The organism is Pseudomonas tolaasii NCPPB 2192 (assembly GCF_002813445.1).
Lineage (GTDB): Bacteria > Pseudomonadota > Gammaproteobacteria > Pseudomonadales > Pseudomonadaceae > Aquipseudomonas > Aquipseudomonas tolaasii.
Window position 1 is genome coordinate 2,758,682 of sequence record NZ_PHHD01000001.1, and the last position, 14,375, is coordinate 2,773,056.

Sequence of the window (14,375 nt, forward strand, 5' to 3'; positions counted from 1 at the left end):
CCGCCCGGAGCAGGTAAGATGCTCCTGTAAAATGGCATTTCAACGGGTTCTTCCCCTAAATTGCCCCGTTTTTATAGTGAAAGGCTCTGACCTGAGCTTTTTATACTGCATGCCCCCGCTGATCTTGCCCGGCAAGAAGGGCCCGTCCATGAGGCGGCCCCGGTCTCGGCAAGGGGGCAGGCTTACCGGCTTGCCCCCCCGCAGACTCAGGTGGGCAATCCAATAACAAAATGAGGTTGTACCCCTATGCCAGTCGGCAACCCACTGCCCCATGGCGAGACCGCTCAAGGCGGCCCGCTCAAACGCGAACTCGGTGAGCGCCACATTCGCCTCATGGCCCTTGGCGCCTGTATCGGTGTCGGCCTGTTCCTCGGTTCGGCCAAGGCCATCGAAATGGCCGGCCCGGCCATCATGCTCTCGTACATCATTGGCGGCCTGGCGATTCTGGTGATCATGCGCGCCCTCGGCGAGATGGCGGTGCACAACCCGGTCGCCGGCTCCTTCAGCCGTTATGCACAAGATTACCTCGGCCCGTTGGCAGGCTTTCTCACCGGCTGGAACTACTGGTTCCTGTGGCTGGTGACCTGCGTGGCGGAGATCACCGCCGTGGCCGTGTACATGGGCGTGTGGTTCCCAGACACGCCGCGCTGGATCTGGGCCCTGGCGGCGCTGGTCAGCATGGGCACCATCAACCTCATCGCGGTCAAGGCTTTCGGCGAATTCGAATTCTGGTTTGCGCTGATCAAGATCGTCACCATCATTGCGATGGTCATCGGCGGCGTCGGCATCATCGCGTTTGGCTTTGGCAACGGCGGCGTGGCGCTGGGTATTGCCAACCTGTGGAGCCATGGCGGCTTCATGCCCAATGGCGTGCAGGGCGTGTTGATGTCCTTGCAGATGGTGATGTTCGCCTACCTGGGCGTAGAGATGATCGGGCTCACCGCCGGTGAAGCGCGCAACCCGCAGAAGACCATTCCCAGTGCCATCGGCTCGGTGTTCTGGCGCATCCTGCTGTTCTACGTGGGCGCGTTGTTCGTGATCCTGTCGATCTACCCGTGGAATGAAATCGGCACCCAGGGCAGCCCGTTCGTGATGACGTTCGAGCGCCTGGGCATCAAGACCGCTGCGGGCATCATCAACTTCGTGGTGATCACCGCCGCGCTGTCCTCCTGCAACGGCGGCATCTTCAGCACCGGGCGCATGCTGTATAGCCTGGCGCAGAATGGCCAGGCCCCGGCCACATTCGCCAAGACCTCCAGCAACGGCGTGCCACGCAAGGCGCTGCTGTTGTCGATCTTCGCCTTGCTGCTGGGCGTATTGCTCAACTATCTGGTGCCGGACCAGGTGTTCGTCTGGGTGACGTCCATCGCCACCTTCGGCGCGATCTGGACCTGGCTGATGATCCTGCTGGCGCAGCTCAAGTTCCGCAAAGGCCTGAGCCCGGCCGAGCAGGCGGGGCTCAAGTACCGCATGTGGCTGTACCCGCTCAGTTCCTACCTGGCCCTGGCGTTCCTGGTGCTGGTGGTCGGCCTGATGGCCTACTTCCCGGATACCCGCGTGGCGCTCTACGTAGGGCCGGCGTTCCTGGTGCTGCTGACGGTGTTGTTCTACGTCTTCAAGCTGCAGCCGACCGGCAACGGTCGGGTTGCCCCTCAGTCGGTCTGACGTTTAATGGGCCCGTTGCGCGCCGCTCTTGGCCGCACGGGTCAGTTGGCTGATCAAGCGGTTGAGCTCGCTGTCCTTTTCCTCGTTGATGGACTGGCGCCGCTCCTGGTAATCCATGGAGCGGGTGTCGGGTATTTCCTGTTTCAGCGCTTCAAGCTTGTAGCGCGCCACATCTTCGATGGTGGCGAAGGGTTCCGGGATGCTGCGTGCCAGGTACTTGATCCAGAACTCTTCCATCAGCAGTGAGTTTTCGACGGCATTGGTCGATTTCAGGGCCGCCATGGCGTTGGCGATTCGACCCAAAGCCTGATCGTTCAGATCGTCGCCTGGCGCGTAGAGCCTTTGTTCATGCTGCAACGGCAAATTGTAGCGCTCCCTGAAGTGCAGTCGCAGGTACAGTTTGACTTCGACGTCATCCGGCTCCTGTCCTTCTGCTCCACGCTCATTGCGCAGTGAGACCAGATGATCATCGGCCAACTCATCCAGCTTGCGCAGGTAGAACAGCCCCTCGGCCAACGCCAGTAATTCCCGATTGGCCTGGTTGGAGTTGGGAAGTTCTATGGCCTGCTGTTGCCGGTGCAGGAGCTCCATATTGCTCAACGCCAGAATGGCCCCGTCACCACAGGTGCCGGCCTGGTAGGTATTGAGGAAAATGTTCTGGCGCAGTTCGTGGGACCCAGCCATGCCATTCAGCACGCGCCACACTCGGCTGACCAAGGCTGGGCGCCGCGGTTCATTTCTATAGTCGTGGCTCTGGGTCAGGTCGCGCAACACCCGGAACACATCGTCCGGCCTTGCGCCTTCATGGTGCTGGAGTTGTTCCCACACGACCCTGCGTTGTCCATGGTCGGCAGTCGGCACGCTTTCCAGCCATGGGGAGATGTCATCCGTGGAGCGCTCCACATGCAGGATGCCGGGTAGTGCGCCGCCCAGGACGTTGTTGGTGCGCTGGCGGTCCTGCATCAACCTTTGCAGGGAAACCTCATCCAACGGGGTGTCATGCAGAATTGTGCCGCGATTAGCCCTGACCATGGCGGGGTTGTTGAGCACTGACTGGGGAAACGTGGTAATCCGGTTCCCTTGCAGCAGCATGCTGTGCAGTTGAGTGAGGTGTTCGGCGCCGATGGGCCATTGGCTGATACCTGTGTCTTGCAGGTCGAGGTTAAGCAAGTGGTGCATGGCCGATACATCCGGCGTCAGGCCCAGCGGGTTGCCTCGCAGGCTCAGTGCCTCCAGGTTTGTCAGGTTGGCCAGGCGCTGGCGTGACTCTCGGGTGAGGACGATGTTATTTTCGCTCAGGTCCAGGTGTTCCAACTGCGTCATGTCGGTGATGCTGGTGGGCAAATCGGTGAGCCCGCAGTCGAGCCGCAGTGATTTGAGTCCGGAGAATTTGGCGAGAAACGCGTTACCCGTGGCGGGAAAGTTGTCGCCGGAAATTGTCAGGTACTCGATGTGTTCGAAACCTCGCGTACCCAGGATGAAATCCGGGGCCGGCAGCGTATTGCTGCGGTCCAGGTGCAGATCGAGGGCATGGGGGGTGAATATCCTGTCGCCGAGGACCTCCTGCGTCTCTCGTCGCCAGGCGCGCAGTATCTCTTGTGCCGCGTAACGGCGCCGACCCAGGTTCAACCCGATGGGGTCATCGGCATCGTTGGGGTATTCGGTGGTCGCCCAGCGTTCCAGGCCGAACCTCAAGGCCTGGTATTCGGCCTTGCGCCGCTCCAGTTCCAACAGCGCCTCCCGCCGGTTCATTCCCAGGGAAGCGATCAGTTCATTGGCGGCAGCCCGATTCATGCTTGGGTAAAGTTCACACACCTTTCTCACCAGGTCCTCTGCTCGTGACCCACCGAATGGCCACCAGTTGCGCAGGCTGAACGGGTAGGCCGTAAAAGTGCTGTGGACGCGCATCGGCGGTTGCAACCAGTAAGGAATATGGGGCAGCCTGAGCAGGTCCTTGATGGCGACACGCTGGTTGAGCGCCAGCTCGGCTATGGGGTTGCGCAGGGCGGTCGTGTCGCCACTGTCATCCAGCCCCAGGGCCTTGCGCTGGTTGTCGCTCAAAACGCGCCAAATGGCGGTGAGCAAGTCCGTGGAGGTATCGCCCTTGTCGCTGATCAGTGTGTGGTCGGCGGCATAGGCCTGATAGCGACCATCGACCCGCGCCAGGACCTTACGCTCGCTGCCTGCCAGGTGCCCGGCGCTTTCCAGCAACGGCCCGCTGGCACTGCCTTGATGAATATCCAGACGCACACTGATCGGCCAGCCGGGCACCAGCTTGAGTGTATGCAGGATAATCCTTTCGCTGTCGGGGTTGGCCAGGGTGCTCAGGTACAAACCTTCGAACGCGCGGTTGAGGCGCACATCGTTGGCGGTCAGCTTGGCTTGCTGTTGCAGGCGCAGGGGTACCTGGTCCTTGATGCTGAGCTGCTTGAGTTCCTTGGGGGTGGCGTGTTCCAGCAGGGCCTGGAGCGCACTGCCGGGCAGTTGCGGGTAATGGTGGCGCAGGCGATTGTGCAGCGCATTGCCACCCCGTTCGCTTTGGGCGTAGAGCGTATCGAAGAGCTGGGCCCGTTCGCGATAGGCATGTCCGGCGATCTTCTTCGCCAGTTTGAACAGGCGCTCGTCCTGGCTCGCGGGCAACTCGCCGATCAATGCGCGGGTCAGTGCATCGTTGCGCACCAGAGGAGCCAAGGGTTCCAGGCTGCGGCTACGGGCCTGGGACATCCGGATCTTGTCAGGGGCGCCGGCATTGGCCGCAGGGTAGTGCGCGGTGGTACGGCCGGCGTCATCGTACAGCTCCAGTACATGGCTGGCCGGCCACTGCGGCAGGCCGCACACCAGCAGCAATTGCAGGGAGGGGCGTGCCATACGCGTGGCCGAGTAGGTGGTCATGGCCTGGATGAAATGCAGGATCTGGTGCTCGATGCCGAAGCGTTTGCTGCTGTCTTTCAGCAGTGGCGGCGGTGGCAGGCCAGCGCAGTGGACCTCCCGCAGGGCACTAGGTGGCGTGTCGGTGAGTTTAAGGATGCGCGTGGCGGTGGCCTGGTCCAGGTTGAAGTCAACCGCCCCCAGGCGTGAGAACAGGTGATGGTCATCCCAGGCCATCGGGTTTTCGTTTTCCAGCCGCCAGGCACCGTGGTGGTTGTGTTCCAGCAGTGGCGTATCGACCCCGACTTTCTGCGGGTGCTTGAGTCGCCACCTGAGCACTGCCTGGTCGTAGGTCACCGGGTAGAGCGCACCGTACAACGGCATCAACTGTTGGCCTTGCCAGTCGTACAGACCCTCGGGGTTGGGCTTCAAGTCGAGAGGCAATACCAGGCTCTGTTGGTACTGCCCTAGCGAATGATCGAGCAGGCTCACCAGGCCGGCAGGGCTGCGGCGCTCGCTCATCAGATCACCCAGGGTAGTGCGCAGGCCCTGGGCGTCGCTGACCGAGCTCATGCCCAGAGCGGTGCGTTCATGGGGTTGCAGCACCGAGGCAATGGCCAGGTAAAAACTGTCGACGACCGGCGCCACAGGGATCGGCCCGGCATTGCGCATGTCGTAGGCTTCGTAGTGTCCGTTGCCGTAGTGCAACAGTTCGACGGTGGTGTCCTCAGGGCCGGTGTTCTGGTAGCGATCCTGCGCGTGGCCGTCGACGATCTCGGTGACCGTGAAGTGGCGCTTGAGACGCTCCTGCAACAGGCTGGCGGTGAATTCCCGGGCCCATTGGTCGGTGTCGCGGCTGAATGGACGAGGGTGGTACAAGCCGTCAATCACGGCGTCGATCCGCAACGCGGTGCGGTGCTGCTCAAGGTGTTCGCGCACGTTGGCGGGCAAGGTCGCGTCCTTGAGGTAGGCACTTTGCTGCGCAGGGTCCAGGGGTGTTTTTTCCAGCAACTGACGAAGGTTGGCCAGGGTCAACGGCGGGAACTGAGTGTGCAGTTTGCTCAGCAACGGGGTGGCGTCCGTGTCCTCGGTGCTGGCCTTGATCGGCACAAATATCCGTGCCGGGTCGTCGGCTGGCACCTGGTGCCGGGCCTGGCCGGCATAGCGGGTCAGGGCCTGGAACAAGGCAATGCGTTCCTTGTTCGCCAGGGCACTGATCTGCACGCGCAAGCGTGCGATGCGCTGAGCTTCGGTGAGCTGTGGGCTGCCTTCCTTGCCGAGGGTCGAGGTGGCGGGCTGCTGGCGGATGATCAGCTCGAACAGCGACTCCTGGGTTGCGACGTGGGTGGTCGCCGCGTCAAGGGCAATGTAGGTGCCGTCATCCTTGCGCTTGAGGTTGATCGCCCGTGTGGCATGGTCGTTGGCGGCGTGGCTTTCCAGCAGCCGGCCTTGCGGGTCGTACAGGTGGATGATTGCGTCGGCAGGCCAGGTGGGCAATTGGGTCAACAGGCTCAAAATGGCACTGTCGGCGTAGGCCGGCAGGTTGCCGCTGCGATGAAAACCGCTGGCCAGTTGTTCGATGACCCGATCGACCTGCACACGCCGGGTCGCTTCAATCAAGTTGACGGGCGGCGTCTCACCCGCCCAGATGCTATCGAGGGTGGCACGGGGAACAGCGGTGCTACGCAGCAGGTGGCGGATCTGTGCTGCGGATACCGAGGCTTCACCGTTGGGCAGCATCTGGCTGATCAATTGAGAATCGGTGAGTTGACCGGTGCCGTGCAGGTCCAGCACCCAGGCTTGCAGCTCGGGTTTGAACACCACGGGCGCGGCAAAGCCATCGCCGTTTTTGTGCTTGATCACGAACCCCGGGGCCTTCGGGTTGGCAATGACTTGCGCCACCACTTGCAACGCTCCGTGTTGCACCCGCGCGTAAGGCTTGCCGTCGATCAAGTACAGCCCCTGGGCGTTCGGCATCTGGCCGTCGAGCAGGCGCTGGTTGTCGATGGCGTAGGGGCTGATGTCCGGTTTCCACAGTTCGACGGTTCCGTCGCTGCGCGACACTTTGCGCGGGCCGCCCAGGCGTTGCAGCAGGCCTTCCATGCGTTGGCGATGCACGCGCCCGGCGGTGGAAATCAACAGGCCGTTGATCGCCAGGTCAGCCGCATCGGCCATGGCGGCGGCGAAGTCACTGGCCTGACCCTTGGCGGCCTCGTTGATACCGATGATCAGGCTGTAGGCCAGGTTGCCAAATACCACCAGCTGCATCACGCGGTTCAGTCCGGTCACGCCGCCCGGCACAGGCGTCATCAGCAGTTCCATGATTTCACTGGCGATCGCGGCGGCACCGTCGATCACCCCTTGCAGGTCGCGTTCCGAGCGCCGGGTGGCGAGCATGCCCAGGTTGGCCTGGTAGTGCTGGACATGGCGAGAAGTGAGCGCCTGGACCAGGCTGTGTGGGCGAGCCGGCTTGGGGTCATGGACGAAGCGGATGTGTTCCAGGGTTCTTTTCGGGAACAGGCTGTGAAAGCCGTCATAGAGATAGGCTGCCACCAGACTCAATCCTTCGGGGCGCGGCTCTTCGCGTAGCAGGTCCCTGAACTGACTGATGTCGGTGATCGGCAACTGCCGCGAGAACCAGCCCAGATCACCGGCGTCATGGCTGGCCTTGAGGTCGTCGAGAAACTGCGCGCCGGCGCTTTTTGCGTCAAGGTCATAACGCAGGGCGCCACCGGGGCGAAACGGGAAGTAGGAAATCACGCCCAGGCTGCCGACATGGATCAGCAACAAGGGCACCGGCACACGGGTACCCGATGGGGTAAAGGGCACAGCCGGTAGCAGGGTGTAGTCGATGTCCATGCTCAGGGTGTCGAAGGGCAGCGACGTACCTGTGCCTTCGATGGCGGCCAACAGCGCGGTGTACCTGGCCTGGGTCACGCCGCTGCTGGCGCGGTTTCTATAGGCCTCCAGCGCTTCGAATCGCAAATGGGCGCGGGCGCAGGTCTCGATCAAGCCTTGCAACTTGCCGCCAGCCCCCAGGCTATTCGCCAAAACGGTGTGCAGTTTTGCGCCCAAGTCCAGTTCGCGGCAGATGGCGATGAATTGGCTGACGCTCAATTGTTTTTCGTCGACACCGCTCAGGTAGGACGCGTCAACGTAGCTGTGGCCAGACTGTTGCGGGTTGCCGGTGCCGAAGTCGAAATTCAGGCAGGCGGCGTCCCACAACGACAGCCCGGAGACATGGACGCGATACTGCCATTCGTCCACGGCGCGACGAAAGCGTGAGGAGGGGGGAGAGCCCTCCACGCTGCTCTTGTGGGGTTCCCAGGGCAGCGGGGTGTCGATTTTCTCCAGGTAACGGGTGTTGATGAAAAGGGTTTGCGGGTCAAGGCCGTTGAGTTTTTCACGCAGCAGCGCCAGGCCCTGGGCCTTGAAGTGTTCGACCAGGGTGGCGTTTTCCGCTTCGACAGCCTTGAGCGCCGCGATGGCCTCCCGTTGCAGGCGAATGTAATCGCGCTGTTGGGCGCGTGTCAGGCTACTCATCGACTGCGCCAGGTTCTGGCGCAGCAGCTCCAGGGCCTGCTGCAGCCCCCAGGACTGGCTGGACTGCAGGTGGCCGGGCAGGCCGTTGGGGCGTTCTTGGCTAGGCATGGGGCGTTTCCTTTCACGTCGAGATGTGGAAGGAAATGGAAGCACCCGCCCGTCTGCGACGGGGGCTACCTATATAGCGCGGGGCTGGCTAAGGCGTTTGTTCAGCTCCAGCCAGGCGCCCAAGGCGGCCATCAGCGCGACGCCCGCCAGCGCGGTCAGCAGTTGCACAGCCAGTGCATCACCGGCCATGGCATTGAGCATGTCGGCCAGGGGGGCGAGCAGTACACCGAGGCAGAACACTTCCAGGGAGAACCGACCCATGCGGCATACCTGCGCGGCGAGCGGGTTTTGCGTCCAGCCGGCGCCCGGCAACAGCTTGGCGGTGACGTAGGCCAGGGCCAGGAAATGCAACAGGCGCACCGGCGACAGGTCCGTCTTGCTGATGGGGTAGATCAAGTCGCTGATCAGCGCAGGCATCACCGCGTCGTGGAGTTCAGGCCAGCGCCACGACAGGGTCAGGATACCGGTGATCAGCACATACACCGTGGCCGCGATAAACAGCGGCTGGCGCGCCAGCGGTCGATGCTCCAAAGGCTTGGCCCGCTGGCTGTGGATCGCCGCAGCCCCACCCAGGACAAACAGCAACTGCCAGGTGATCGGGTTGAAGTACCACACGCCATCTTCGATGGCCCGCAGGTTCCAGCCCATCCACGGCGCCAGCAGGTACACCGTCAGCGACACTGCGACGACCACCAGGGGCGTGCGCAGCATCAGCGGCAATACCAGCGCCAGGCTGGCCAGCAACACGATGTACAACGGCAATGGGTCCATCAGGTTGGGCTTGAAGCGCAGCAGCAGTTCATCGAGCAGCGCCTGTTGCGGGTGGGTGATGAAGTGGGTCATGCCCATCTCTTGCACCAGGTCTCGGGTCTCTACATGGCTGTTGGCGAAGAACACGATGCCCATCAGCATCGCCAGCAAAAAGATGTGCACCACGTACAGCACCCAGGTGCGGCGCAGGATTTTCAGGCAGGCCATCCAGTAGCCTTCGCGTTGCAGGACTTTGCCGTAGGCCAGGACCGACGCGAAGCCGGCGAGGAATACGAAGACTTCGGCGGCGTCGCTGAAACCGACGTTGCGCAGGGTGATCTGGCCGAGAGGATTGTGGGGGACGTGATCCCAGAAAATGAAGATCAACGCCAGGCCCCGAAAAAAATCGATGCGCGGGTCGCGTCCGTTCAGCATGGCAGCGGGCTCTTGAACAAAAAGTTTAAAAAAGACAGGCGAATGCGCGTGTTGTCGTACGCCGCACGTCGGGCGGCGCGCAGGTTGGCGGTATTTGTAAGTAATTGCAAAGGCTGGGTATTACTGAATGTCTCAACAGCCTGCCCAGGGTGGGCAGGCTGGGGCAGGGGGTCAGGCGGCGGCTTCTTCGTGGGGTTCGAAGCTGTCGGCCCGCGCCATCTGCCACATGCGCGAGTAGAACTCGCCGTTCACTTCGCCAGTGAGCAATTCACCGGGCTTGAGGAACACATGCAACTGCGAGAACAGCTTGATCTCGGTCGCCGACATGCGTCGCACCAGGTGCTTGGCCGACAACTGCGACGGGTGATCCAGGCCGGCGGCGGCGAGCATTTCCGCCAGTGCCTTGAGGGTGTTGCGGTGGAAGTTGAACACGCGCTGGGCCTTATCCGGAACCACCAGGGCGCGCTGGCGCAACGGGTCCTGGGTGGCGACGCCGGTCGGGCATTTGTTGGTGTGACACGACTGGGACTGGATGCAGCCAATGGCAAACATGAAGCCGCGTGCCGAGTTGGCCCAGTCGGCGCCGATGGCCAGGACGCTGGCGATGTCGAAGGCGCTGACGATCTTGCCGCTGGCGCCGAGCTTGATCTTGTCGCGCAGGTTCAAGCCGACCAGGGTGTTATGCACAAACAGCAGGCCTTCGCGCAGCGGCACGCCGATGTGGTCGGTGAACTCTACAGGGGCTGCGCCGGTGCCGCCTTCCTTGCCGTCGACCACGATGAAGTCCGGCAGGATGCCGGTTTCCAGCATGGCCTTGGCGATGCCCATGAATTCCCACGGATGGCCCAGGCAGAACTTGAAGCCCACCGGTTTGCCGCCGGACAGTTCGCGCAGCTGGGCGATGAAATGCATCATTTCAATCGGCGTGAAAAACGCGCTGTGGCGCGATGGCGAGATGCAGTCTTCGCCCATCAGGATGCCGCGGGTGTCGGCGATTTCCTGGGTGACCTTGTGCTTGGGCAGGATGCCGCCATGGCCGGGTTTGGCGCCCTGGCTCATCTTGATTTCGATCATGCGTACTTGCGGGTTTTGTGCTTGCGCGGCGAAGCGCTCCGGGTCGAAACGGCCGTCGCTGGTGCGGCAGCCGAAGTAGCCGCTGCCCAGCTCCCAAGTCAGGTCGCCGCCGTTTTCGCGATGATAGGGGCTGATGCTGCCTTCGCCGGTGTCATGGGCGAAGTTGCCGAGCTTGGCGCCCTGGTTCAACGCGCGGATCGCGTTGGCGCTCAACGAGCCGAAGCTCATCGCCGAGATGTTGAATACGGACGCCGAGTACGGCTGCTTGCACTGCGGGCCGCCGACCATCACGCGAAAGGCGCTGGGGTCGCTCAACGGCGCGGGGCGCATGGAGTGGCCGATGAACTCGAAGCCCGACTGGTACACGTCGATCAGGGTGCCGAAGGGTTTGTCGGCGCTTTCATTCTTGGCGCGTGAATACACCAGCGAACGCTGGGCCCGGGAGAAGGGCAGGGCGTCGCTGTCGGATTCGAGCAGGTACTGGCGGATTTCCGGGCGGATGGCTTCCACCAGGTAACGGATATTGCCCAGGATCGGGTAGTTGCGGCGCACCGCGTGGGGGCTTTGCAGCAGGTCGAACAGGCCGATCAGGCTCAACACGCCCGTGACCACCGTAATCGGCCATAACCACTCATGTTCGATAAAAGGCAGGCTGGCGAGGGTGAAAATGACGCACACGGCAAAGAAGGCGTAACGGCTTAGTAACGACAGGCTCATACGGTTTTCCTTGGGTTCGGACTCATCGGCTAGGCGTTTTGCGCCTGTAGAAAGATCGAGAACAGCTCCGACTGGGATTTGATCCCCAGCTTGCTGTACATGTGTTTCTTATGGACTTTCACGGTTTCAACAGAGATTTCCAGCTTACGAGCGATTTCCTTGCTGGAGCAACCGCTGAGCATCAGGCGGCCGACATCCAGCTCGCGGGCGGTGAGTTGCGCACCCCATTCGTCACTTTGCATCGGTGGCTCCGGCGCGCTGACCTGCTGGAGTTCAAAAGGCAGGCGCTGGCGCAGCAGACTCAGTACCCAGGGCTGGATCAGCGACAGCAGGGCAATCTGTGCCGGGTCAAAACGCTGCTTCGAACCCAGGGACAGGCACAACGTACGCCCATCCGGCAGTTGGCAATTGAACTGGATTTCGTCGGCCACCACGTTCAGGCGGAAGTAGCGCTGGTAATACTCGGTGAGTTCGAAGTGCTCCGGGGCGACTTCGGCCAGGCGAAACAGCCCGGTGCGCGGTTGTTCGCGGCTGGCGATGTAGAAGGGGTCAAGCAGGTAAAGGCCGTTGAGGTAATCCTGGAACAGCTGGTCGGGCGTGCCGTCGGCGCCCGGGCATTCGGCGAATACCAGCGGCCGGTGTTCGCTGCTGAACAGCAGGGCGACCCAGCTGTCGGACGGCACGTATTGGTCAAGCAGACGCACCAGTTGGGTCCAGAAATTGGCCTGGTCCAGGGCGTCTATCATTTGCCCCACCGAACGGTGCCAGGCGATGTCATCCAGCGACATGGTCATTGATCTACCCCTATCGGGTTACCCCCGCCGCGTAATTCCCTGGCAGGGTGTGGCTGCGCATACTGCGGCACAGATAAAGAACAAGGAATACTCATGAAGGTCGAATTTGCCCAGTTGGCAGGCCGTGATAACGACACAGCTTACAACCTTGAGCGCGCCCTGGCGGCAATTGCTGCCTGCGCGGCCGATACGCAACTGATCGTGTTCCCGGAGACGCACCTGACGGGCTTCCCGTCGGCTGAAACCGTCGCCGAGGTGGCCGAGCCGCTGGACGGCCCCACGCTGCAGGCGGTCATCCAGGCCTCCCGCGCACAGGATATCGCCGTGGTCATCGGCATGATCGAGAGCGATGGGGGCCAATTCTACAACACCACCGTGCTGATCACGCCCGAAGGCATCGCCTTGCGTTATCGCAAGACCCATCTGTGGCCTTTGGAGCGCGGGGTGGTCAACCCCGGTGATCGTTACGCCACCTGCCTGTGGAAGGGCGTACGCGTCGGCCTGTTGATTTGCTACGACATCGAATTTCCGGAAACCGCCCGCGCCCTCGGGCAATTGGGCGCGCAGTTGCTGCTGGTGACCAACGGCAACATGGACCCGTACGGCCCCACCCACCGCACCGCAATCATGGCCCGCGCCCAGGAAAACCAGGCGTTCGCACTGATGGTCAACCGCGTGGAAGAAGGCGACGGCGACCTGATGTTTGCCGGCGGCAGCGCGCTGGTCGACCCGTTCGGCAGCTTGCTGTTCGAAGCCGGGCGCGAGGAAGGGCAATTCACGGTTGAGCTGGACCTGGACCAACTGGCCGCGGCGCGCAAGGACTACCGCTACCTGGATGACCAGCGCTTGAAATTACCGGGCGAGGTGGTTGAGCGGGCTGACGGCACGCGCGAACTTTTGATTCCACGGACTTAAGGCTGGCCTTTTGTGGCGAGGGAGCAAGCTCCCTCGCCACAGGTGACACCGACCTCATCATAAAAACAGCTTCTGCTTCACCGACTTCAGTTCTGCCATAAATCTAATAAATCAGCGGAGAATCGCTCATGGCTCGTTTGCAACGCACCCTGTCGTTAGGGTCGGTGGTGCTGTTCGGCATCGCCTATATGACGCCAATCATCGTGCTCGGCACCTTCGGCATCCTGGCGCAATCCACCGCCGGCATGGTGCCCGCCGCGTACCTGGCCGCCCTGGTGGCAATGTTTTTCACCGCCATGAGCTACGGGCGCATGGCCTCGGCCTTTCCGGTGGCCGGTTCGGCCTACAGCTATGTGCGCAAGGCCATCAGCCCCAAGCTGGGCTTTATCGCCGGTTGGGCGGTATTGCTCGATTATCTGTTCCTGCCCATGGCCATCTGGCTGATCGGCGCGGCATACCTGCATTCGGCATTCCCTTCGGTGCCGCAATGGGTCTGGGTGCTGGCGTTTATCGGCATCACCACGCTGATCAATATCATCGGCCTGAAACTCGCTAATGGCGTCAACGCCTTGCTGATGCTGGTGCAAGCGTTGGTACTGATTGCGTTCGTGGTGTTGTGCGTGCACTACATTGGCGGTGATGCAAGCAAGCCACTGTGGACCATCGCCCCGTTTTTCAACGGCCAGATGCAAATGCCGTTGATCATGAGCGGCGCGGCCATCGCCTGTTATTCCTTCCTGGGCTTTGACGCGGTCAGCACCCTGACCGAAGAAACCCGCGACCCCCGGCGCACCATCCCGCGGGCGATCATGCTGATCACCCTGATCGGCGGGCTGATTTTCGTCGGCGTGTCGTATTTCGTGCAGATCGCGCACCCGTCGTTCGAATTTGCCGACGTGGACTCGGCCGCCTATGAAATCGCACGCAACATCGGCGGAGACCTGTTCGTGTCGATCTTTCTGATCGGCCTGATCGTCGGCCAGTTCGCTTCGGGGCTGTCGGCCCAGGCCAGTGGTTCGCGCTTGCTGTTTGCGATGGGGCGTGACGGTGTGTTGCCCAAGTCGTTCTTCGGCAGTTTGCACGCGCGTTTTGGCACGCCGGTGAACAGCATCCTGCTGTGTGCGGTCGTGGCATTGCTGGCGTTGAAGCTGGACGTGACCACTTCAACCTCGTTCATCAACTTCGGCGCGTTCCTGGCCTTCAGCCTAGTGAACCTGTCGGTGATCTTCCACTACTGGATCGGCGCCAAGCAGCGCGGGGTACGTGAGCTGATCCTGTTCCTGGTGTTCCCCACCATCGGCCTGCTGGCGGACGTGTGGCTGATGATCAGCCTCGACCACCTGGCGATTTACCTGGGCGTGGTGTGGTTGGCCATCGGGCTGGTTTACCTGGGTTTCCTGACCCGTGGCTTCTCCAAACAACCCCCGGAAATGGACTTCCAGGAAGCCGCATAGAAGCCGCAGGCCTATTCTTATTGCAATAGGTTCTCGTTTGGGTGCGTGATTT

7 protein-coding genes are annotated in these 14,375 nt (G+C 61.9%); 3 read left to right on the top strand and 4 right to left on the bottom strand.

Going from position 1 to position 14,375, the window contains the following annotated elements; translation table 11 throughout:
- Nucleotides 1–246: 246 nt before the first annotated feature.
- On the top strand, nucleotides 247–1,665 hold the full coding sequence (locus ATI14_RS12745) for an amino acid permease (protein WP_016973492.1): 1,419 nt from the start codon (nucleotides 247–249) through the stop codon (nucleotides 1,663–1,665).
- Nucleotides 1,666–1,668: 3 nt separating this feature from the next.
- On the opposite strand, the gene ATI14_RS12750 is transcribed toward ATI14_RS12745, so the two are convergent.
- From ATI14_RS12750 to ATI14_RS12765, 4 genes are all read right to left on the bottom strand, one after another.
- Nucleotides 1,669–8,184, bottom strand: a complete 6,516-nt coding sequence (locus ATI14_RS12750) for an NEL-type E3 ubiquitin ligase domain-containing protein (protein ID WP_016973493.1) — start codon at nucleotides 8,182–8,184, stop codon at nucleotides 1,669–1,671.
- Nucleotides 8,185–8,253: 69 nt separating this feature from the next.
- Complete coding sequence (locus ATI14_RS12755; protein ID WP_080520172.1) at nucleotides 8,254–9,369, bottom strand: OpgC family protein; 1,116 nt, start codon at nucleotides 9,367–9,369, stop codon at nucleotides 8,254–8,256.
- 171 nt (nucleotides 9,370–9,540) lie between these two features.
- The gene (locus ATI14_RS12760; RefSeq protein ID WP_080520173.1) at nucleotides 9,541–11,160 is read right to left on the bottom strand and encodes an FMN-binding glutamate synthase family protein; all 1,620 of its coding nucleotides are present in this window, start codon (nucleotides 11,158–11,160) and stop codon (nucleotides 9,541–9,543) included.
- Nucleotides 11,161–11,189: 29 nt separating this feature from the next.
- Complete coding sequence (locus ATI14_RS12765) at nucleotides 11,190–11,954, bottom strand: helix-turn-helix transcriptional regulator (protein ID WP_016970716.1); 765 nt, start codon at nucleotides 11,952–11,954, stop codon at nucleotides 11,190–11,192.
- A gap of 93 nt (nucleotides 11,955–12,047) precedes the next feature.
- Between ATI14_RS12765 and ATI14_RS12770 the strand changes: the two genes are divergently transcribed.
- A complete protein-coding gene (locus ATI14_RS12770) occupies nucleotides 12,048–12,869 on the top strand; it encodes a carbon-nitrogen hydrolase family protein (protein ID WP_016970717.1) in 822 nt (273 codons plus the stop codon).
- A gap of 128 nt (nucleotides 12,870–12,997) precedes the next feature.
- Nucleotides 12,998–14,323, top strand: coding sequence for an APC family permease (locus ATI14_RS12775; protein WP_016970718.1), 1,326 nt, complete (start codon nucleotides 12,998–13,000; stop codon nucleotides 14,321–14,323).
- Nucleotides 14,324–14,375: the final 52 nt, after the last annotated feature.

Coding starts and splice junctions, on each gene's coding strand:
- ATI14_RS12745 (WP_016973492.1), top strand. CDS start 247: ATGCCAGTCGGCAACCCACTGCCCCATGGCGAGACCGCTCAAGGCGGC.
- ATI14_RS12750 (WP_016973493.1), bottom strand. CDS start 8,184: ATGCCTAGCCAAGAACGCCCCAACGGCCTGCCCGGCCACCTGCAGTCC.
- ATI14_RS12755 (WP_080520172.1), bottom strand. CDS start 9,369: ATGCTGAACGGACGCGACCCGCGCATCGATTTTTTTCGGGGCCTGGCG.
- ATI14_RS12760 (WP_080520173.1), bottom strand. CDS start 11,160: ATGAGCCTGTCGTTACTAAGCCGTTACGCCTTCTTTGCCGTGTGCGTC.
- ATI14_RS12765 (WP_016970716.1), bottom strand. CDS start 11,954: ATGACCATGTCGCTGGATGACATCGCCTGGCACCGTTCGGTGGGGCAA.
- ATI14_RS12770 (WP_016970717.1), top strand. CDS start 12,048: ATGAAGGTCGAATTTGCCCAGTTGGCAGGCCGTGATAACGACACAGCT.
- ATI14_RS12775 (WP_016970718.1), top strand. CDS start 12,998: ATGGCTCGTTTGCAACGCACCCTGTCGTTAGGGTCGGTGGTGCTGTTC.